This window comes from Streptomyces hokutonensis (genome assembly GCF_000376565.1).
Classification (GTDB): Bacteria; Actinomycetota; Actinomycetes; order Streptomycetales; family Streptomycetaceae; genus Streptomyces; species Streptomyces hokutonensis.
The window spans coordinates 400,892-420,806 of the sequence record NZ_BARG01000024.1 but is presented as its reverse complement, the minus strand read 5'-3'; the positions used below and the strand labels follow the sequence as shown (position 1 = coordinate 420,806).

General features: G+C 71.4%; 17 protein-coding genes. 4 read left to right on the top strand and 13 right to left on the bottom strand.

From position 1 onward, the window contains the following. Window positions 1-8: 8 nt before the first annotated feature. The 4 genes from SSP08S_RS13910 to SSP08S_RS13895 all read right to left on the bottom strand — a co-directional run bounded on the left by SSP08S_RS13910 (window position 9) and on the right by SSP08S_RS13895 (window position 4,360). Window positions 9-1,451, bottom strand: a complete 1,443-nt coding sequence (locus SSP08S_RS13910; protein WP_019068215.1) for an aldehyde dehydrogenase family protein — start codon at window positions 1,449-1,451, stop codon at window positions 9-11. 170 nt (window positions 1,452-1,621) lie between these two features. Further along, window positions 1,622-2,842, bottom strand: a complete 1,221-nt coding sequence (locus SSP08S_RS13905) for a cysteine desulfurase-like protein (protein ID WP_019068214.1) — start codon at window positions 2,840-2,842, stop codon at window positions 1,622-1,624. A 36-nt stretch (window positions 2,843-2,878) separates the two neighbouring features. Then, window positions 2,879-3,664: a helix-turn-helix transcriptional regulator gene (locus SSP08S_RS13900; RefSeq protein WP_019068213.1), complete on the bottom strand. Its 786-nt coding sequence runs from the start codon at window positions 3,662-3,664 to the stop codon at window positions 2,879-2,881. 207 nt (window positions 3,665-3,871) lie between these two features. Next, complete coding sequence (locus tag SSP08S_RS13895) at window positions 3,872-4,360, bottom strand: PaaI family thioesterase (protein WP_019068212.1); 489 nt, start codon at window positions 4,358-4,360, stop codon at window positions 3,872-3,874. Window positions 4,361-4,453: 93 nt separating this feature from the next. Between SSP08S_RS13895 and SSP08S_RS13890 the strand changes: the two genes are divergently transcribed. Next, complete coding sequence (locus SSP08S_RS13890; protein WP_019068211.1) at window positions 4,454-4,936, top strand: winged helix-turn-helix transcriptional regulator; 483 nt, start codon at window positions 4,454-4,456, stop codon at window positions 4,934-4,936. Here SSP08S_RS13890 and SSP08S_RS13885 read toward each other — a convergent pair. The 3 genes from SSP08S_RS13885 to SSP08S_RS13875 all read right to left on the bottom strand — a co-directional run bounded on the left by SSP08S_RS13885 (window position 4,925) and on the right by SSP08S_RS13875 (window position 11,621). After that, on the bottom strand, window positions 4,925-7,012 hold the full coding sequence (locus SSP08S_RS13885) for a GH92 family glycosyl hydrolase (RefSeq protein WP_245607877.1): 2,088 nt from the start codon (window positions 7,010-7,012) through the stop codon (window positions 4,925-4,927). The genes SSP08S_RS13890 and SSP08S_RS13885 overlap by 12 nt on opposite strands. Window positions 7,013-7,131: 119 nt before the next feature. Further along, the gene (locus SSP08S_RS13880; RefSeq protein ID WP_369407088.1) at window positions 7,132-10,779 is read right to left on the bottom strand and encodes an nSTAND1 domain-containing NTPase; all 3,648 of its coding nucleotides are present in this window, start codon (window positions 10,777-10,779) and stop codon (window positions 7,132-7,134) included. 182 nt (window positions 10,780-10,961) lie between these two features. Next, window positions 10,962-11,621, bottom strand: coding sequence for a TetR/AcrR family transcriptional regulator (locus SSP08S_RS13875; protein ID WP_019068208.1), 660 nt, complete (start codon window positions 11,619-11,621; stop codon window positions 10,962-10,964). 151 nt (window positions 11,622-11,772) lie between these two features. Between SSP08S_RS13875 and SSP08S_RS13870 the strand changes: the two genes are divergently transcribed. Further along, on the top strand, window positions 11,773-12,810 hold the full coding sequence (locus SSP08S_RS13870) for a medium chain dehydrogenase/reductase family protein (protein WP_026178471.1): 1,038 nt from the start codon (window positions 11,773-11,775) through the stop codon (window positions 12,808-12,810). Between the two features lie 25 nt (window positions 12,811-12,835). Here the strand turns inward: SSP08S_RS13870 and SSP08S_RS13865 are convergent, their stop codons facing one another. The 3 genes from SSP08S_RS13865 to SSP08S_RS13855 form a co-directional block, all read right to left on the bottom strand. After that, window positions 12,836-13,273, bottom strand: a complete 438-nt coding sequence (locus SSP08S_RS13865; RefSeq protein WP_026178470.1) for an NUDIX domain-containing protein — start codon at window positions 13,271-13,273, stop codon at window positions 12,836-12,838. 11 nt (window positions 13,274-13,284) lie between these two features. After that, window positions 13,285-14,325: a LacI family DNA-binding transcriptional regulator gene (locus SSP08S_RS13860; protein ID WP_051105900.1), complete on the bottom strand. Its 1,041-nt coding sequence runs from the start codon at window positions 14,323-14,325 to the stop codon at window positions 13,285-13,287. 103 nt (window positions 14,326-14,428) lie between these two features. Then, entirely contained in the window at window positions 14,429-14,851 is a 423-nt protein-coding gene (locus tag SSP08S_RS13855) for an organic hydroperoxide resistance protein (RefSeq protein ID WP_019068204.1), read from the bottom strand. Between the two features lie 312 nt (window positions 14,852-15,163). Here SSP08S_RS13855 and SSP08S_RS13850 point away from each other — a divergent pair, with 312 nt between their 5' ends. Next, a complete protein-coding gene (locus tag SSP08S_RS13850; RefSeq protein WP_019068203.1) occupies window positions 15,164-16,018 on the top strand; it encodes a chitosanase in 855 nt (284 codons plus the stop codon). Window positions 16,019-16,236: 218 nt separating this feature from the next. Continuing rightward, window positions 16,237-17,160, top strand: coding sequence for an SDR family oxidoreductase (locus tag SSP08S_RS13845; protein ID WP_019068202.1), 924 nt, complete (start codon window positions 16,237-16,239; stop codon window positions 17,158-17,160). Window positions 17,161-17,191: 31 nt separating this feature from the next. On the opposite strand, the gene SSP08S_RS13840 is transcribed toward SSP08S_RS13845, so the two are convergent. The 3 genes from SSP08S_RS13840 to SSP08S_RS13830 form a co-directional block, all read right to left on the bottom strand. Further along, complete coding sequence (locus SSP08S_RS13840) at window positions 17,192-17,830, bottom strand: RNA polymerase sigma factor (RefSeq protein ID WP_019068201.1); 639 nt, start codon at window positions 17,828-17,830, stop codon at window positions 17,192-17,194. A 100-nt stretch (window positions 17,831-17,930) separates the two neighbouring features. After that, window positions 17,931-19,292 carry a carotenoid oxygenase family protein gene (locus SSP08S_RS13835; protein WP_019068200.1) on the bottom strand — a complete coding sequence of 454 codons (1,362 nt, stop codon included), beginning with the start codon at window positions 19,290-19,292 and terminating at the stop codon, window positions 17,931-17,933. 23 nt (window positions 19,293-19,315) lie between these two features. Then, window positions 19,316-19,882, bottom strand: coding sequence for a hypothetical protein (locus SSP08S_RS13830; protein ID WP_019068199.1), 567 nt, complete (start codon window positions 19,880-19,882; stop codon window positions 19,316-19,318). Between the last annotated feature and the right edge of the window lie 33 nt (window positions 19,883-19,915).

The following is a 19,915-nucleotide window of genomic DNA, read 5'->3' as shown; positions in this document are numbered from 1 at the left end:
CGCTGGCATCACCACGGGCGGCCGTGCAGCACGATGGTCTTGACCTCGGTCATCTCGCTGACCGCGGCGCGCGGGCCTTCCTTGCCGTAGCCGCTGCCCTTGAGGCCGCCGTAGGGCATGAGGTCGGCACGCCACAGGGGCGTCCAGTTGATGTGGACGGAGCCGGCGTCTATCTCCCGGATGGCGCGGACGGCGCCCGCGACGTCGGAGGTGAAGATGCCGGCGCCGAGGCCGTAGTCGGTGCCGTTGGCCTGGGCGATGGCGGACTCCCAGTCGGCGGCCGGGCTGACGGCGACGGCGGGTCCGAACAACTCCTGCTGGCTGAAAGGGGAGTTGGGGTCGACGTCGGCCACGACGGCCGGGCTGACGACGGTTCCGTCGCGCTCGCCGCCGGTCAGGACGCGGGCGCCGTCCGCGCCGGCCTGGGCGATGGCCCGCTCCACGCGTTCCGCCTCGGCGGTCGTGATGAGGGAGCCCACGGTGGTGTCCGGGGAGGACGGGTCGCCGGTCCTGATGGCCTTGACCTTGGGGACCAGGGCGTCGAGGAAGTCGCCCGTGATCGACGGGTGGGTGATCACGCGCTGGACGGAGATGCACACCTGTCCGGCGTTGACGTAGCCGCCCAACGCGACGGCGCTCGCGGCCAGTTCGATGTCGGCGTCGGGGAGGACGACGACCGGGCAGGAGGCGCCCAGTTCGAGGGAGAGCTTCTTGACTCCGGCGACGCGGGCGATGTGTTCGCCGGTCGCGGTGGAGCCGGTGAAGGAGATCTTCCGTACCCGGGGGTCGGTCACGAGGAGGTCGCCCAGCGCACCGCCGGATCCGACGAGCACCGAGAGCACGCCCTCGGGGAGCCCGGCGTCCACGAAGCACTCGGCGAGAGCGAGCGCGGTCAGCGGGGTCGAGGTGGCCGGCTTGAGGACGACCGCGTTGCCGGCCGCGAGCGCGGGGGCGAGTTTGTGGAGCACGAGCAGCGCGGGGTAGTTGAACGGCGTGATGGCCACGACCACTCCGCACGGCTGGCGCAGGGTGAAGCCGACTTTGTCCTGGCCGGTGCCGCGGTTGGCGTCCAACGGCAGTGTCTCGCCGTAGAGCTGGGTGCCCTCGAAGGCGGCGAGGCGGATGAGGTCGCCGGACCGGGACGCCTCGCCGGTGGCCTCGGTGATGGTCTTGCCCGACTCGGCGCTGATGGTCCGGGCGATCTCGGCGGCCCGCTGGTCGGCGAGTTCCGCCGCGCGCATCAGGATCGTCATGCGTTCGTGGGCGGGTGTGCGCCGCCATGTCGCGGCGCCCCGCTCTGCCGCGGCGAGGGCCCGCTCGACGTCCTCGGGTCCCGCCACCGCCACGGTGCCGACGGTCGATCCGTCGAAGGGGGACGTGACGTCCCGGGTCCGTCCCTCCCCCGCCGATGCCTGCCACCGGCTTCCGATGAGTAGTTCCACAGGCGCCATTGCCTTCTCCCTCCAGAAACCCTCGCGACCGTCACAGCTGGTCCGAAGCGCCGATCGACCGGCGACCAGGCCGTTTACCTGGGCGTAACGGTAGGTGCGGCGCAGGGCATTGTTGAAGGGGTGGAATCCATCATTATCCCGTCAACGGGCACATCTTTTTTCCATCATCGCTACGGCCGCTTCAGGAACAGCTCCAGTCCGGTGAGGAGCCGGTCGACGTCCTCGGTGTCGGTGTAGGGCGCGAGGCCGATGCGCAGGCCGCCGGAGTCGCCCAGACCCAGGCGGCGGGAGGCCTCGATGGCGTAGAAGGAGCCGGAGGGGGCGTGGACGTGGCGTTCCGCGAGGAAGCGGGAGGCGTCCTGCGTGGCATGCGCGCCGAAGGCCTCGTCGAAGGTGAGGAGCACGGTGGGGGTGCGGTCGGCCGCGTTGGAGTGGACGGTGATGCCGTCGAGGGCGGCGAGTCCCAGGTCGATGCTCGTGCGCAGGACCTCCTCGTGCCGGTGGAGCGCGGTGAGACTGGCCGACAGGCGCTCCCGGCGGCTCCCGGCGGCCCCCGCGTCGAGGCCGGCGAGGACGTCGACCGCCGCGCTGGTGCCGGCGAGCAACTCGTAGGGCAGAGTGCCGAGTTCGAAGCGCTCGGGGACCGCGTCGGAGGAGGGGAGCAGCTTGTCCGGGCGCAGGGTCTCCAGCAGTTCGGGCCGGGCGGCGAGGACGCCGAGGTGGGGGCCGAGGAACTTGTACGGCGAGCACACGAAGAAGTCGGCGCCGAGCTGCCCGAGGTCGACCAGGGCGTGCGCGGTGTAGTGGACGCCGTCGACGTGGAACAGCACTCCCGCCTCGTGTGCGAGGCGCGCCATTTCGGGGATCGCGGGCCGGGTGCCGATCAGGTTGGAGGCGGCGGTGACGGCGACCAGCCGGGTGCGTGCGGAGAGGGCGGCGCGGAGGTGGTCGGGGGTCAGTTCACCGGTCGCCGGGTCGAAGTCCGCCCAGCGGACGGTGGCGCCGGCCCGCTCGGCCGCCTGTATCCAGGGGCGGATGTTGGCGTCGTGGTCGAGGCGGGTGACCACCACCTCGTCGCCGGGCGCCCAGGTCGTGGCGAGGGTGCGGGCGAGGTCGTAGGTGAGCTGGGTGGCGCTGCGGCCGAAGACGATGCCCGCCGGGTCCCCGGCGAGGAGGTCGGCCATGGCCTGGCGGGCGCCGGTGACGATGGTGTCGGCGTTGCGTTCCCCCGCAGTGACCTGGCCCCGGTTGGACAGGGGGTTCGACAGCGCCCGGGTGATGGCCTCGATGACCGGGCGGGGTGTCTGGGTGCCGCCGGGGCCGTCGAAGTGGGCGGTCCCGGTGGCGAGGGCGGGGAAGAGGGCGCGCAGGGCGGTGATGTCGTACGTCACGAGGGTGAGCTCCTGTCGGTGCGGCGGCTCGGGAGGTCAGCGTCCCGTGCGGAGTGGGAGCAGGCCGATCTCCTGCGCCCGTAGCACCGTACTCACCCGGTCGCGTGTGCCCAGTTTCCGGTACAGGCTCTCCACGTGCTTGTGCACCGTGCGCACGGAGATGCCCAGGCGGTGGGCGATGGCCGAGGCGGTGAGGGCGTCGGCGAGGAGCAGCAGGACGGTGACCTGGCGGGGAGTGAGCCTGCAGTCCTCGGGCAGCTCGGGCGGGGCCTGGGTGGCGTGCCAGCGTTCGAGGAGTTGCCGCTGCTGTTCCACGCCGGCCAGCAGGGGCTGGATCATTTCGGCTGCCCGGACGTGGTCGTCGGTGAAGTCGGCGCCGGCCCGGTAGACGAGGGCGCCGGTGACCGGGGTGGCCGTGCCCGGCAGCGGGACGGCCAGGACGTGGTCGGCGTCCATGAGGCGGCTGATCGTGCCCGCCATGCGGCTGTCGGCCCAGCCCTTGCCGGCCATCCGGTGGGCGGTTCCGGGGCGGCGGGCGGCGCCGGCCGTGACGTAGTGGTCCGCGAAGGGATAGCCCCGGCGCAGCACCGCCATCGCCTCGTCGTCGATCCGCCCGAAGTGTGCCGCGGCGGCGGGCGAGAGCCCCATCGCGCCGGTCCGGTCCGTCCACTCGCCGAGCTTGTAGATCAGCGCCTCGCCCCCGCACAGGCCGGGCAGCGCCGCGGCGACCATCGGCCACAGCCGTGCGGGATCCCGTTCGTGCAGCGCCGCCACCGCAACCGCCAGCATGCGCTCGTACGCCCCGGTCACCCCGACCGCCATACGCCCTCACGATCCCGCTGTGTCACATTCACGTACGTACTTCTCCCCATACCACCACGGCAACGGCTTGCAGCAAACTTCACAGCGTGCCTGCAAGGCCCGGGTCCGTAAGGATCAAGAGAGTTGACGGTACGGATCCGCCTGCGCGGGGGACAGGCGGACTCCTCCTCTACGACTGTTTCCGGTCAGGGGACAGTCAGGCGACGGTCAGGGCACGGGAAACAGCAGGCAGCTGCTGGTGGCGTGGGCGAGCAGCCGGTCCTTCTCGTCGAGCAGCTGGGCCTGGGCGAGCGCGGTGCGCCGTCCGCCGTTGAGGACGGTGCCGACGGCGCGGATCCGCCCGGTGTCGGCGGTGACCGGGCGCAGGAACTTCACGGTCAGGTCGAGCGAGGTGTAGCCCATGCCCTCCGGCAGCGTGGACTGCACGGCGCAGCCGGCCGCCGAGTCGAGCAGGGTGGCGAAGACCCCGCCGTGCACACTGCCGATGGGGTTGTAGTGCTCCTCCCCCGGTATCAGGGAGAACACCGCGCGACCGAAATCCACCTCGTCGACGGTGAAGTTCAGGGTGGCACCGATGGGCGCGGCGGGGAGCCGTCCGGCGATCACTTCCCGCAGGAACTCCAGACCCGTGGCCTTTCCTACGGCGGCCGCCGAGATCCCCGGATCCTGCCACTCGTACGTGCGTGACCGTCCCATGCGGTGCTGCCTCCTCTGCTGGCTTCTTCAATAGAAGCTAGATCCCGTCGCAGCTGACTGTCAATGACAGAGCCAGGTGGCTATGGTGGCGGCATGGAATGGCTCGATGTGAGCACGGAGAACTGTCCGGTCCAGAGCACGCTCGATCTCGTCGGCGAGAAGTGGACCCTGCTGATCCTGCGGGACGCCTTCATCAGGGTCCGCCGTTTCGACGACTTCAGGCGCCATATCGGGCTCTCGGACGCGGTGCTGTCCGACCGGCTCCGCAAGCTGGTCGCGGCCGGCATCCTGACGACCGTGCCCTACCAGGAGGCGGGGAGCCGGACGCGCTACGAGTACCGGCTGACGGCCAAGGGCCGCGATCTGTGGCCGATCCTCATGGCGCTGCGGCAGTGGGGCGAGACGCATGCCGCCGACCCCGAGGGCCAGGTCCTGGACGTCCGGCACACCGCGTGCGGCGCGCCGGTCCGGGTGGTGGTGGAGTGCGACGGACCGCACGGCGCACTCGCACCGACCGAGGTGACGGCCGTTCCCGGACCGGCGGCCCGTCCCGTACGAAGCCCGCTACCGCAGTGAGTGCTTGGGCGGCTGCCGGAGTGAGTGCCTGGGCGCCGCGGAGCCGACCGTGAGCGTGGTGCCGTCTCCCCGGTGGACGGTGGCGGTGGTGAACAGGGGTGTGGTGCGGGTGAGTTGGGCGCTGCCGGGGACCTCGGGGTAGAGGCCCAGGCTCGCCCACACCGCCCAGGACGACATCGCGCCGAGATCGTCGTTGCCGACGAGGCCGGCGGGCGCGTCACTGAACAGCGTGGACAGCGCGCGGTGCACGACGGCGTCGGCGCGGTCCGGGTGGCCGACGTGGGTGTACGCCCAAGGGGTCCCGAAGGAGGGCTCGTTGCCGAGGTAGGCGTACGGCTCCGAGGCGCCCGCGTTGAGGCTGGTGAAGAAGGTGTCGAGGCGGGTGGTGACGGCGGCGTCGCCGCCCATGGCCGCGAACAGTCCCGGCAGGTCCTGCGGCACCATCCACGTGTACTGGGCCCCGTTGCCCTCCACGTACTCCGTCTTCTGGGCGGGGGTGAAGGCCGGCCAGGTGCCGTCGGCGGCGCGGGGCTGGAGGTATCCGGTGGCGGGGTTGAAGAGGTTGCGCCAGTTCCCGGAGGCCCGCAGCAAGGTGTTGTACGCGGTCAAGTCCCCTAGCCGGTGCGCGAGTTGGGCCAGCGCGTAGTCGGCGACGGCGTATTCGAGGGTCGTGGAGACCGAACCCCACACCCCCTTGGTGCCGGCGGGCACATAGCCGAGCGTGTCGTACTGCGTGTGTCCGGGACGCTGCCGGTCGTCCTGGCGGTCCGCGAGAGCCGTGCGCAACAGGACGTCGGCGTCGAAGTCGGTGCCGCCGAAGGCGTGGATGGCGGAGGCGATGGCGGGCAGCGGATCGCCGACCATGACACCGCTGCCGCCGTTCGCGAGGGTCCAGCGGTCGAAGTACCCGGCCTGCAGGCCCTGGTTGAGGACGGACTGCGCGATGTCGGAGGCCTCGCGGGGGGCGAGCAGCGCCAGCAGCTGGACCTGGCAGCGGTAGACGTCCCAGCCGGAGAAGTTCGCGTACTGCACATGCCCGGTGCGGGTCCGGTGCACGAGCCCGTCCATACCGGTGTAGCGGCCGTCGGTGTCGCTGAAGACGCTGGGGTGCAGGAGGGCGTGGTAGAGCGCGGTGTAGAAGACCCGGCGCTGGGCGTCCGTGCCGCCGCCGACGGTGACGCGGTTCAGCCAGGTGTTCCAGTCGGCCCGCACGGCCTGCTGGACGCTGTCGTACGGCCGCCCCGCCTGCTCGGTGAGCGCGTTGCGGCGGGCGCCCTCCACGTCGACGAACGAGACGCCGACCCGGGCGGTCACGGTGCGCACGCCGGGGGCGAAGGTGACCATGGCCGCGCCGGCTTTGCCGTCGGGGTGGGTGCCCTGGGCGAAGGGCTGGTCGAAGGTGGCGTGGAAGTAGAGCCGGTAGCGGTTCTTGGACTTGCAGAAGGCCCCGCTGTCGCTGTAGCCGGACAGCGTGTCGGTACCGATGTCGACCGACCCGGTGGCCGCGGTGAACGCCTTGGCCGCGTCGATGCTCACCGCGGCGGGCCGGGTGTCGGTGGCCGGATAGGTGAAGCGCGCGATGCCCGAGCGCTGGGTGGTGGTCAGGTCGGTGCCGATGCCGTTGTCGAAGGTGACGTGGTAACTGCCGGGCGCCGCCTGCTCGTTGGCGTGCGAGAACGTGGCGTAGGCCGGGGGCACGGCCTCCTGGGTCGGCATGAAAGGCACGTTGCCGTAGGCGGCGCAGCCGGCTCCGGAGATGTGCGCGAGGCTGAAGCCGAGGATGCGGTTGTCGCCGTAGGAGTAACCGCCGTGCTGGTACGTCACCGTGTCCGGGCTCCACTGCACCCCGCCGAGCGGCGCCGAGGCCCCCGGGAAGGTGTTGCCCGCGCCACCGCCGTGTCCGAAGTCGGGGCCGCCCGGGGCGGTGCCGACGAACGGGTTGACGTACCGCGCGAGATCGTCGACGGCCCGGGGCCTGGGCTTGCCGTCCGCCCGGACCGGGGCGGCGGCGGCCGTTCCGGACGCCACGAGCACCGAGGCCGCAAGTACGGCCCGCAGCAGGGGAAGTCGCACCACGTTTCTCCAGCCAGACAGGGGAACCCGCCGCCGCGCGGCGCCGGACGGCGAGTGTCCCCAACCCGATCTTCACAACGGCGCCGCCACACCGTCGGGGGCTGGGGAGCCAGCCGGTCGGGTCAGCAGGTCGTATCCCGGTGGCCGTCGAGGTAGGTGGTCCGTTCCAGCGCCGTGAGGTCCCGGCGTACGACGGAGCAGATCTTGTCGACGGCCTGTCGCGGGTCGGGCAGTGTGAGGCTCCACAGGCGGGCGGTTCCGTCGGTGCTGCCGGTGGCGAGGGTGTGTCCGTCCGGGGTGAAGGCAACGGACCGTACGGGCCCTGTGTGGCCGGTCAACGTGGCCCGCAGCCGTCCGGTGGCCGCGTCCCACAGACGTACCGTGCCGTCGTCGCTGCCGCTGGCCACGGTCCGGCCGTCGGCGCTGAAGGCCACCGCCTGCACCTGATCGCCGTGGCCGGTCAGGACGGCCCGCTGCTTCCCGGTGGCGGTGTCCCAGAGCCGTGCGGTGTGGTCCTCGCTGCCACTGACGAGGGTCCGTCCGTCCGGGCTGAAGGCGATCGCCTTGACGGTGTTGGTGTGGCCGGTGAGGGTGGCCCGGGTGCTGCCGCGGGCGATGTCCCGGAGCGGGATCGTGTCGAAGTAGGAGCCGACTGCGAGAGTGCGGCCGTCAGGGCTGACGGCGACGGACGACACGATTGGGTTGTACGGGTCGAAGAGGGCACGCGCTGTGCCGGTGGTGATGTTCCACTGCCGCAGCTTGCCGTCGTCGCCGCGGCTGACGAGAGTGCGGCCGTCCGGGGCGAAGGACAGCGACCAGACGGCAGTGGGAGCGGAGAGCACACTGCGCACGGCTGCCGTACGCACGTTCCAGATCCGTATGGTTGTGTCGTAGCTGCCGGTGGCCAGGGTGCGGCCGTCAGGGCTGAACGCGACGGACCGTACGGGCCCGGTGTGACCGGTGAGGGTGGCCTGGAGCGTTCCGGTGGCCGTGTTCCACAGACGGGTCTTTCTGTCGTCGCCGGCGGTGGCCAGAGTGCGCCCGTCAGGGCTGAGGGCCACCGAACGGATGGGTCCTGAACGGGTGTTGAGGGTGGCACGGGCCCGGCCGGTGTCCGGCTGCCACAGGCAGGCGGTGCCGTCCCCGCTGCCGGTGGCCACGGTGCGGCCGTCCGGACTGAACGCCACCACCGACGTCTGCCCGTCCACATGCCCGGTGGTGATGACCTGGCTCTTGTGGGTGGCGACGTCTGTCAGCCGCAGCGTCTTGTCGGTCCCGGTGGTGGCCAGAGTGCGACCGTCGGGACTGAAGGCCACCGACGTCAGGAAGCCTGTCCGGCCGGTTTTCAGGACGTGGTCGGCGCCGCCGGACGTGTCGTGCAGCCAGACACCTTCGCCGACGGTACCGACGACGGCAACGGTCTGCCCGTCGGGACTGAAGGCCACCGACGTCACCTCCCCGGCGTAGCTGGGCCAGGTGGCCCGCAGCCGTCCCGATGCCGCGTCCCACAGCCGTACGGTGAAGTCCGCGCCGCCTGAGGCCAGCAGACGGCCGTCCGGGCTGAACGCCACCGTGTCGATGAACCCGGTGTGGCTCTTGAGCGTCGCCCGCAGTTTTCCTGAGGCCATGTCCCACAGGCGCAGCACCTTGCTCTGCGCGGCCGCGAGCGTCCGACCGTCCGGACTGAACGCCACCGCGGACACCGCATCGCGGCTGGTGAGCCTGGCACGGATCGTGCCCGTGGCCACGTTCCGGAGCCGAAGGCCGTGCTCCCCGGCATCGGCCAGAGTGCGGCCGTCCGGGCTGAACGCCACCGCCGCCACGAAGCCGCCGAGGCCGGCGAAGGTGGCCCGCCGCTTGCCGGTGGCGGTGTCCCACAGCCGGATGGTCGCGTCGGCACACGCCGTGGCCAGGGTGCGCCCGTCCGGGCTGAACGCCACCGACCACACCTGACAGCCGACGGCCATGCTGTGCCGCTGCGGCAGCGCCGCGGCGGCGTACAGGCTGGTGACGGCCTCGGCGGTGGGGCTCGTCCGGTACGACTGGACCGCGAGCAGCGAGGCCAGGTCGGGGTTGGTGTCCAGCAACACGGCGGACTGGGCGGCAAGTTGCCGGGACAACGCCGCGTGCTGCGCGGTGACGGCGTCCTGCCGCTGGGTGAACGCCAGCCCGGCGGCGATGACCGCCAGCACGAGCAGGGCGGCCAACGCCGCGATCAGGGAACGTAATCGACGCGTCGTACGAGCTGTCGCGGACCGTTCGGCGTCCCGGGCCTGGAGGCTCGCGGTGAGAAAGGCTCGCTCCAGCCGCGTGAGCCGGTAAGGACGGGCCGGGTCGGCGAAGCCTTCCTCGGCCGCCGCCAGCCGAGCCCCTCGATACAAAGCACCGGCGTCACGGTCCAACTGCTCCCACGCGACAGCCGCTTCGGTGAGTATTCGGTGCCGGCGCAGCAACTCGCGGTCCCGGTCGATCCATTCGCGCAGCCGGGGCCACGCGGTGATCAGCGCTTCGTGGGCGAGATCGACGGTGTCGTCGTCGAGGGTGATCAGCCGGGCCCGGGCCAACCGGTCCAGTACGACGGCCGTTTCGCCGGTGCCGTCGGCGTCCAGCTCGGCACGGCGGGCGGGACGCCCGGTGTCGTCGGTGCCCTCGCCCGGGGCGATCAGCCGCAGCATCACCTGACGGGCGAGCACGGCCTCCTGCGGGGAGAGGCTGCCGTAGAGGTCCTCGGCGGTCTGGGTGATCGCGCCCCGGACACCGCCGGCCGCCTCGTAGCCCTTGAGCGTCAGTGTCCTGCCCCGGCGGCGGCGCCAGGTCTCCAGCAGCGCGTGGGACATCAGCGGGAGACCGCCGGGACGGTCGGCCACTTCCGCGATGATCCGGTCGGTCAGGGCGCGCTCGACCGTCAGGCCCTGGGCCATGGCGGGCTTGACGACGGCCTCGCGCAGTTCGCCCATGCTCATCGGGGCGACGAGCAGGCTCGCACCGCGCAGCGCGTCCGCGAGACCGCGGTGCTCACCGAGCCGCCCGTAGAGATCCGCGCGCACCGCGATCACCACCCTCAGCCGCCCGCCCGGCCGGGAGGCCGCCAGCAGCCGGTCCAGGAAACGGGCCCGCTCGGCAGGGTCCTGACAGAGCGTGAAGACCTCCTCGAACTGGTCCACGATCATCCACGTGTCCCCGTCCCCCGTGGTCTCGACCGGGGCGAGTGCTCGGGCGTGGGTACGCGCAGGATGCTCGCCGGGCGTGAGGATGCGTACGGCCGCCGGGCGGGCACCCGGCCAGGCCTCGCCGCGCAACGCCGGCACCAGACCGGCCCGCAGCAGGGACGACTTGCCACTTCCCGACGTCCCGACGACGGCCACGAAGCGGTTGTCCAGCGCCAACTCCGCGAGATCGGCGACCAGTTGATCCCGGCCGAAGAAGCGATCACTGTCACCCGGCTCGAACCGCGCGAGCCCCCGGTACGGCGGCGTGACCCCCTCTTCCTCCTCGGTCCGCCCGGCTTCTTCCTCGGCCGCCCGCCGCCAACGTCCCTCCCATTCACCGGAGTCCGCGCCACAGGCCCGGACGTAGGCGAGGACGACGGCCAGGGACGGGAGGCGTTCACCGGCCGCCGCCTCGGACAGCGTGGCCGCCGAGAAGTCGACCCGGCCGGCCATCACCCGATAGGTGATCCCCCCTGCCTCCTGCCGCAGTTGACGCAACTCGTACGCCAGCCGCTGCACCGGCCCGCCCTCAGGATCCAGCGGACTCTCCGGACGCCCCACACCGATCGCCCCCTACTGCCTCACCCGTCCTGCCGAACGTCCCGCGCCCCTCCCCCAAGGGGACGCGGGACGACCTCCCCCACAGCACCGAGTTCACCGGGCCGGAAGTTGATTGGCAGCCCTTCCCGAGCCGCCAATCAATAAGAACTCTCGCACGTGGACGGGGAGTTGGGCGGCAGGTCTCACTCCCCCCGCTGCTCCACAAGACCCGCCAGTTCGGACGCGAAGAGCTCGGCCGGGTCGAAGCCCATGCCGGTGAAGTGGCCCGCGAGTTCCAGGGAGAGGACTCCGTGCAGACGGGTCCAGAAGGTGAGTGCCCGGTGGAGGCTCTCGGGCGGGGCGGGGTGGTCGCCCGCCCAGTCGCGGTGGTCCCCGAGATGCGTCTCGAACGGTGTCGCGGGGCCGTCCGAGAGCCCTGCGGCGGCGCAGGCGTCCAGCAGGGTCGTCATGATCTCGGACGCGATGCCGGTGATGTCGTCGGGCGCGTGGTAGCCGGGGACGGGGGTGCCGTAGACGAGGAAGTACCGCTGGGGGTCGGCGAGGGCCCAGGCCCGCAGGGTGTGGGCCAGTCCGGGCAGGTCGGTGCCGGTCTCGGCGGCCGTGCGGAAGCTGTCGGCGAGGCTGCGGTAGGCGTCGCGGACGAGCTCGGTGATCAGGTCGTCCCGGCTGGCGAAGTAGCGGTAGAGCGCGGGGCCGCTCATGCCCATCCGCTTGGCGATGGCATTGAGGGAGAGCGCGGAGGCGCCCGCCGTGGCGATCTGCTCCCGTGCGTGGTCCTTGATCTCCGTGCGCACCTGGTCGCGGTACCGCTCACGCGGAGTCCTCGTGCCTGTTTCCGCCATGACCGGCCGCCTTCCACACTCACAGGACTACACGCTCAAGCTTCAGTTAGAAGGTATCACGATTGCACTTGACGACCCCTTCTAGCGTGCGTTAGAACTTATAACGAACACGAAAGCGCATAGCTCGCCGCAGCTCACAGTGGAGGTCGCCATGAACAACACCACCGACGCACTCGTCGAGGTCGTCCTGCCGGGCAAGGTCGAGCCCGAGGGCCTGGAGGTCCGGCACGGAGCCGTTCCGGTCGCGGGTCCCGGCCAGGTCGTGATCCGGATGGAGGCGACCGGGGTCTCCTTCGCCGAGCAGCAGATGCGCCGCGGCCGGTACTACGACCAGCCCCCGTTCCCCTTCGTCCCCGGCTACGACCTGGTCGGCACCGTCCAGAGCACCGGCGCCGGCGTGGAAGCGAGCCTGGTCGGCACCCGGGTGGCCGCGCTGGTGAAGGTCGGCGGCTGGGCCAGCCATGTGCTGGTCGACGCGGCCGACGTGGTGCCGGTGCCGGCCGGGGTCGGCGCGGCGGAGGCCGAGACCGTGGTGGTCAACGGCATCACCGCCTGGCAGATGCTGCACCGCAAGGCCCGGATCCGCGCGGGCCAGACGATCCTGGTGCACGGCGCCAACGGCGGCGTCGGCACGGTCCTGGTCCAACTCGCCCGCGCCATGGGCGTGTACGTGATCGGCACGGCGTCACCGCGCCACCACGGCGCACTGCGCGAGCAGGGCGTCGAGCCCATCGACTACCGCACCCCTGACCTCGCCGCACGGGTCCGCGAGCTCGCCCCGCGCGGGGTGGACGCGGTCTTCGACCACGTCGGCGCCGAGAGCGTCGTCCGCTCCTGGCACCTCCTCGCCCCCGGCGGCACCCTCGTCTCCTACGGCAGCGCCGCCACCCGCGACGACGAGGGCTCCAAGCAGCTGCCCGTGCTCAAGATCCTCGGCCGCGTCTGGATGTGGAACGCGCTGCCGAACGGCCGTCACGCCTACTTCTTCAACGTCTGGGCCGGGCGCGCCCTGAACAAGAACCGGTTCCGCACCCAGCTGCGCACCGACCTCTCGCAGGTCTTCGCGGCCGTCGAGCGCGGCGAGGTCACACCGCGGATCGCGGCCCGGCTGCCGCTCGCCCGCGTCTCCGACGCCCTGCGCCTGGCCGAGTCGGGCACGGTCGCCGGCAAGGTCGTACTGACGCCGTAGTACGGCCTTCCCTAGACGACGACGGTCAGGCAGCGCCCCACGCATCGACATGGCGCAGCACATAGTCGGCGAGCTCGGCCGGCTGGAGGTTGAGGGCCGCCACGGCGGAGCGGCTGAGCGGCACGCGGACCGGTTCGAAGTCGCCCGTGTCGGGGTCGTCGAGCTCGGGACCGTGGCGACGGGCCGGGTCCATGTCGAGCAGGTCGGCGAGGAAGTAGTGCTGTACGACGGTGGTCGTATCGCCCGGTTCGGTCAGGGTGAGGAACTCGGTGGCGGGACCGATCGCGGCGCCGATCTCCTCCAACGCCTCGCGGCGCAGCGCCGCTTCGAGGTCCGCGTCGGTGGGCTCGACGCTTCCGCCGACGGTGGTGCAGTAGGAGTCGCCGCCCGGCCAGCCCCGCTTCAGGAACACCAGCCGACCATGGTCGAGCAGCACGACCCGTGCCTTGTGACGGACCTTCATGCCCGGAGAGCCTAGCGAGGCGGCGCCGACGACGAAGCGCGGACGACGAGTTCGACCGGTGGTTCGGTCACCGGCAGCGGGGGTTCCTGCGGCTTCTCGATGGCGTGCACAAGAAGCTTGAGACCGATGCGCGCCATCGCGTCGAACGGCTGCCGTACGGTCGTCAGCGGCGGAGTCACATAGGCGGCGACCGGGGTGTCGTCGAAGCCGACCACGCTGATGTCCTCCGGCACCCGCCGGCCGGCCTCCGTCAGGGCGCGGATCAGTCCGATCGCCATGTCGTCGTTGGCGGCGAACACCGCGGTGACGCCGGGGTCGTCGGCCAGGGCGCGACCGGCCGCGTAACCGGAGGCGGCCGACCAGTCGCCCTGGACGACCGGCGGTTCCGCCCGGCCGTGCGCGGCGAGCGCCGCCCGCCAGCCCTCGAGACGGTCCCGGGCCGAGTACCAGCGCACGGGTCCCGCCAGATGGTGGACCGTGGTGTGGCCGAGCTCCAGCAGGTGTTCGGTGGCGGCCCGCGCCAGTCGGCCGGAGACGATCCCGGCCGTCACCACATGCGGTGCGACGAAGGGCGGCGGCGCGCCGAGGACGAGCACCGGCACGTCGACGCGCGCGGACAGGTCGGCGCCGTCCTCCTCGTCGATCGGCTCGGAGATGACGATGCCGTCCACGCCCTGGTCCAGGAGCGAGTCGACGGCACCGGCGATGCCCGCCGACTCGCCCTCCATCGTGTTGACCACCCGGAGCGCGTAGCCGGTGTCGCGTACGGCCCGCTCGACGCCCATGAGCAGCGAGGCGGGGCCGTAGAGCGCGGTACCGAGTGTCACGACGCCGATGGACCGGGTGCGTCCGGAGGCCAGCGCGCGGGCCGCGTTGTTCGAGCGGTAGCCGAGTTCCTCGGCCGCGGCCAGGACCCGGCGGCGTACGTCCGCGGAGACGTACGGCTCGTCGTTCATGACCCGGGACACCGTCTTCTGCGACACGCCCGCGAGGCGCGCCACGTCCACACTGCGCGGTGCGGCTCCCGCGCCGCGTCCTGCCCCTGGTGCCATGGTGTCTCCCGATCTCCGGCAGCCGCATACTAGCTCCCGCCCGGTGCCCGCAGGCCTCGCGCTGTCGGGAAGCGCGAGGCCCGAAGGTGCTTGTTCCCCCTTGTCAGACCGTGGCCGTGAGGGTCACGTCGATGTTGCCGCGGGTGGCGTTGGAGTACGGGCACACCTCATGGGCGACCTTCACCAACTGGTCGGCGGTGGACTGTTCCAGGCCGGGCAGGTGCGCGGTCAGTGCCACGGCGAGGGTGAAGCCGCCGGTGTCCAGCGCGAGCAGGGTGACCTTCGACCGGACGGTGGAGGCGCCGAGTCGGACCCCCTGGCCGCTCGCGATCAGGCGGAGTCCGTTGTGGAAACAGGCGGCGTAGCCGGCGGCGAAGAGCTGCTCGGGGTTGGTCCGGTCGCCGCCGGGGCCGCCCATCTCCTTCGGGACCGCGAGGACTTCGTCCAACACGCCGTCGAGGGAACGGACTTCGCCGTTGCGGCCGTCGCCGGTCGACAGGGCCTCGGTGGTGTACAGCGCAGACATGGCGGTTCCTTTTTCATGAGTGCCAGCACGTGATTGCTACGACGTGAGTGTGCTGCCGTCGGCCGTTCGCAGCCTGCCCCTGCCAGGGGCAGGCTTCCTGCCGCCCGGGTGACCGGCCCTCGCCTCGTGGCCGGTGCGACAAGGGCGGGCAAACCGTCAAGCATCGCCCTCGCACAGACACACGGCTCTCGTTCATATCTACGAACTTGACCCCCGGCGGGTGCCGTCCTCGCCGAACCTCTGATAGTTAAGTTTCCTATCAGTTCGGCGGCAAGACCAACTCCCGACCCCCCACCACCATTTGGAGTCCCAGTGGTCCACCCGTTCCGTGCCCCAGCGACCCCCGAGCCGGCGAGCCCCTCGCGCCGGACCCTCCTCGCGCTCCTCGGCGTGTCGCTCACGGCAGTACCTCTGCTGCGCACTCCGCAGGCCTCGGCCGCCGCTCCGGCGGTCCGGGCTGTCAACCTCGACGACCCGGCGAAGAAGGAGATCGCCATGAAGCTGGTGTCGAGCGCGGAGAACTCCTCGCTCGACTGGAAGGCCCAGTACAAGTACATCGAGGACATAGGCGACGGCCGCGGCTACACCGCCGGGATCATCGGCTTCTGCTCCGGCACCGGCGACATGCTCGACCTCGTCCAGCTCTACGCGACCCGCAAGCCCGGCAACGTACTCGCCAAGTACCTGCCCGCGCTCCGCTCGGTCAACGGCACCGACTCGCACTCCGGCCTCGACCCGAACTTCCCGAAGGACTGGCGCACCGCGGCACAGGACACGGTGTTCCAGCAGGCGCAGAACGACGAACGCGACCGCGTGTACTTCAACCCGGCCGTCAGCCAGGGCAAGACCGACGGGCTGCGTGCCCTGGGCCAGTTCACCTACTACGACGCCATCGTCATGCACGGCGACGGCGACGACCCCACCAGTTTCCGCAACATCCGCGCCCGCGCCCTGCGTTCGGCCAAGCCGCCGGCCCAGGGCGGCAACGAGACGACGTACCTCAACGCCTTCCTCGACGCACGTGTGTGGGCCATGCAGCAGGAGGAGGCCCACAGCGACACCACCCGCGTCGACACCGAGCAGCGCGTCTTCCTCCGCAACGGCAATCTCGACCTCAACACACCGCTGTCCTGGAAGGTCTACGGAGACAGCTACCACATCAGCTGATCGCCGGCAGACAGGACGACGCGGCGCCGGTACCCGAGCCCATGGGTCCCGGCGCCGTGGCCGTCCCGCGCCGTCCCCTCCCCCAGGTCATGCCTGCCGCGTATCGCCGTATGCCGCACAGGCCTTGGACACCCGCACGTCTCCGTTCCTAACGTGGTCCGCGAGCCCGCCGCCCTCCGCCGCCGGGTCGACCCGGACCGATCTGAGGGATCTCCACTGTGCGTGTTTTCGTTGCGGGCGCGACGGGTTACATCGGATCCGCGGTCGTCCGCGAACTCCTCGGAGCGGGGCACCACGTCGTCGGCCTCGCCCGCTCGGACTCGGCCGCCGAGGCGTTGACGCGATCCGGCGCCGGCGTGCACCGCGGTGACATCGCGGACGTCGACAGCCTGCGTGCCGGCGCCGCGGCGGCGGACGGTGTCGTCTACGCCGCGAACCAGCACATCTCCGAGACCACCGACCCGGCCGCCCGCGCGAAGACCGAGCTGGCCGCAGTGGAGGCGATCGGCGCCGAACTGGCAGGCACGGACAGGCCGTTCGTGGTCACCTCGGGAATCCTCGGCCGCACCCCGGGGCACCTGCTCACCGAGGAGACCCCCACTGTCCCGACCGTCGTCACAGCCCCACGGCTCCAGGTCGAACTGTCCGTCCTCGCGCTGAGCGGGCACGGGGTGCGCTCGTCCTCCGTACGACTGGCACCGACCGTGCACGGCCCGGGCGACGCACGCGGATTCGTCCCGGCTCTCATCGAGGTCGCCCGCACGACGGGTGTGTCCGCGTTCGTCGGCGACGGATCGAACCGGTGGCCGTCGGTGCATCGACGGGACGCGGCGACCCTGTACCGGCTGGCCCTGGAATCCGCCCCGGCCGGCACCCGTCTCCACGCGGTCGCCGAGGAGGGCGTGCCGTTCCACGAGGTCGCGCGGGCCATCGGCCGCCGGTTGCAGGTCCCGGCCCTCAGCCTGACGCCCGACGAGGCGAGCCGGCACTTCGCCGGTTTCCTGGCCGCGTTCGTCCCGCTCGACAACCCGGCGTCGAGCGCGCTCACCCGGCAACGCACCGGTTGGAAGCCGACACACCCCGGGCTGGTCCCGGACATCGAAGAGGGCCATTACTTCGGGGAGTTCAGCGCCGAACGGTGACGGGCGCCGGGGCCAAGGCGGGAACCAGACATCAATCGGCGGCGGCAAGGAGCTCGTAGGCCTCGACGCGTCCCGCGCGGATCCGCTGTTCGGCGGGGCCGTGCGGAGTGTCCGCCGTGGCGGCGAGGGCGGTGGCCATCCGGGCGCGGCCCCGGCTCAGCCGGCTGCGTACGGTGCCGACCGGAATCCCGCAGGCGTCCGCGATCCGCTCGTACGAGGTGACCTCGGCGGCGAAGTAGCGGAGCAGCAGGGGCATCCGCAGCGCCGGGGTGAGTTCGGCGAGAGCTTCCCAGACCCAGTCCCGCAGCGCGTTCCGATCGAGCCACTGCTCCGGCCCCAACTGCGCTGCCATTACGGGGAGTTCACTCACCGGCCGGACCAGAACCGCCTCCCGCAGCACCAGTCGGCCGGCATTGCGCACGATCATCCGCAGCCACGCCCCCACGGCCGCCGGATCACGGACATCACCAATCCGCAGCAGCGCCGTCAGCGCCGCGTCCTGCATCACGTCGTCGGCATCCGCACCCGGCCCCAGAATGCTCAGGGCCACCGCGCGCATCCCGTCCCGGTGGCGCTCCAACAGCCGCCCCAGCGCGGCGACTTCACCGGACTGGGCCGCGCGCGTCAGCAGCACGTCCTCCAGGCGCGCCGCTTCGTCGACGTCTCCCATCACACGATCCCTTCCGGCATCCGTCCGGCTCCTCGCGGCCCTTCGGCGGGAACCGTCCTCCGGGCTCGCGGGCCCGGAGGACGGTTCACCGTTCATGGGGTCAGGCGTCCGCCAGCCAACTGCCGTGGAATCCGGCGGGTACCCGTCGGGGCAGGTGGATGGTGGCCACCGGCTCCTGGGTGAGGTTGTCGGCGTCGAGGATCACCAGGTCGCTCCGGTCGGTCGAGGCGTCGTAGACATAGGTCATGAGCCAGCCGGGGCCGCCGGGTCGGTCGTCGGCGGGGGCGAAGGCCGCCTCGCCCGGGAAGCGTCCCGGAGCGAAGTAGTGGCTGGCGACGCTCGACTTGCGGAGGTCGTACCGGTGGATCGCGGCACGCGACTCGTCCGGGTCGTACTGCGGAAGTTCCGGAACGGGCGCCGCGGTGGCGTGACCGAACTCCGCCGGGAGGCCCGCGAGTCGGTCGTCGATGCGGGGGAACTCGCCCGGGTGGTCGTCGAGTTGCTCCTCGGACACGGCACCGGTGACGAGGTCGATCGTCCACCGCCACAGGTGGGCCGCCGTCGCCACGGTGACGCCGTCCCGCAGCGACGGGTAGCGCATGCCCAGCAGGACGAGACGCCGACCGTCGCTCTCCTCGAAGGAGTTGAGGGTGTGGAACACGTAGCACGGGTCGATGTCGAACCAGCGGATGTCCCCGTGCGGGTCGTCCCGGCGCAGCACGCCGAGCCTGGCTCCATAGGTGTCGGACCAGACGTACGGCATGCCTCCGTTCGGATCCATGGCCCGCTCGATGCTGAACACGGCGGGCAGGTCCATGAAGACGACGTGGTTCCTGGTCAGGTAGAAGTCGTGCATCATCGTGTGCGCCGGGACGTCGATCGGCCGGCTGACGGTCAACTCGCCACTGGCGTCGGCCCGGTGATAGGTCAGATAGGGCGCCGACAGCCCTCCGTACCCGTAGAAGTGGAGCTCACCGGTGACCGGGCAGGTCTTGGGGTGGGCGGTCATCGGGGTGCGCAGGCGGCCGTCGAAGTCGTACGGGCCGACCGTGTCCAGTTCGCGCCCGGCCTCGCAGCTCAGCTCCTGCGGGAACGACGTCTCGACGAGGGCGAGGGTGCGGCCCGCGTGCCGTACGACGTGGGTGTTGGCGACGCCCGCGGCGAGGTTCATCCCGCCGTCGCGGCCGTAGACCTGGGCGCCCGTGGCGAGGGTCTCGGTGCGGACCCAGCGGTTGCGGTACGAGGTCGCCCGGCCGCCTTCGAGGCGGACTCCGTGCACCATCCCGTCGCCGGTGAACCAGTGGGCCGAGGCCGCCTCGTGCGGGTTGGGGCCGTTGCGCAGATACCAGCCGGTGAGTTCCGGCGGGACAGCTCCCGTCACCTTCAGCTCGGTGACCGTGATCTCGTCGGGGACCGGGGCGAAGTTTCCGGCGAGGTGCGGAGGGGTCTTGTCTGTACTCACAGGGAATTTCCTTCGGACGACGGTCAGGCGTTCGCTGCCAGCAGGGCTTCGAGGCGCGCCTGGACCCGCTTGGGATAGATCGAGGTGAAGACGGCGGGGGCGACCAGGCCGACGACATGGGCGGTGATACCGACCCAGGCGGGCGCGTCGGTCGCGTTGCTGATGGCCAGTACGACGGCGATGAAGGTGAACCCGGCTCCCCAGGCGGCCGTGATGGCGTTGTTGACGGCGAGGAATCCGGGGGTGTTCCAGTACTCCTCGGGCGTCTGCCGGCGGGCGATCCCGAGGGTGAAGGGGCTCCGGAGGAGCATGCTGCCCCAGGCCGTACCGGCCAGCCACACGAAGGAGAGAACGTCGCTGTGGTCCTGGACGGACGAGTCGGGCGAGCTGAAGGCGATCGCCCCGATGATGACGAAGTAGATGATGGTGCTGATCTCCAGGATCATCGCGTCCATCGCCACTCCCCTGCGCCGGTCCTGCAGGAGCAGCAGAAGGCCGGAGACACAGCCGGCCACCGCGCCCCAGCGCCAGTCGACGGCGGAGACGAAGCCCGCCACGACCCATGGGACGAACCCACGCAAATAGCCCATGATTCCCACGATGAGTTTCCTCGCTGCTCGACG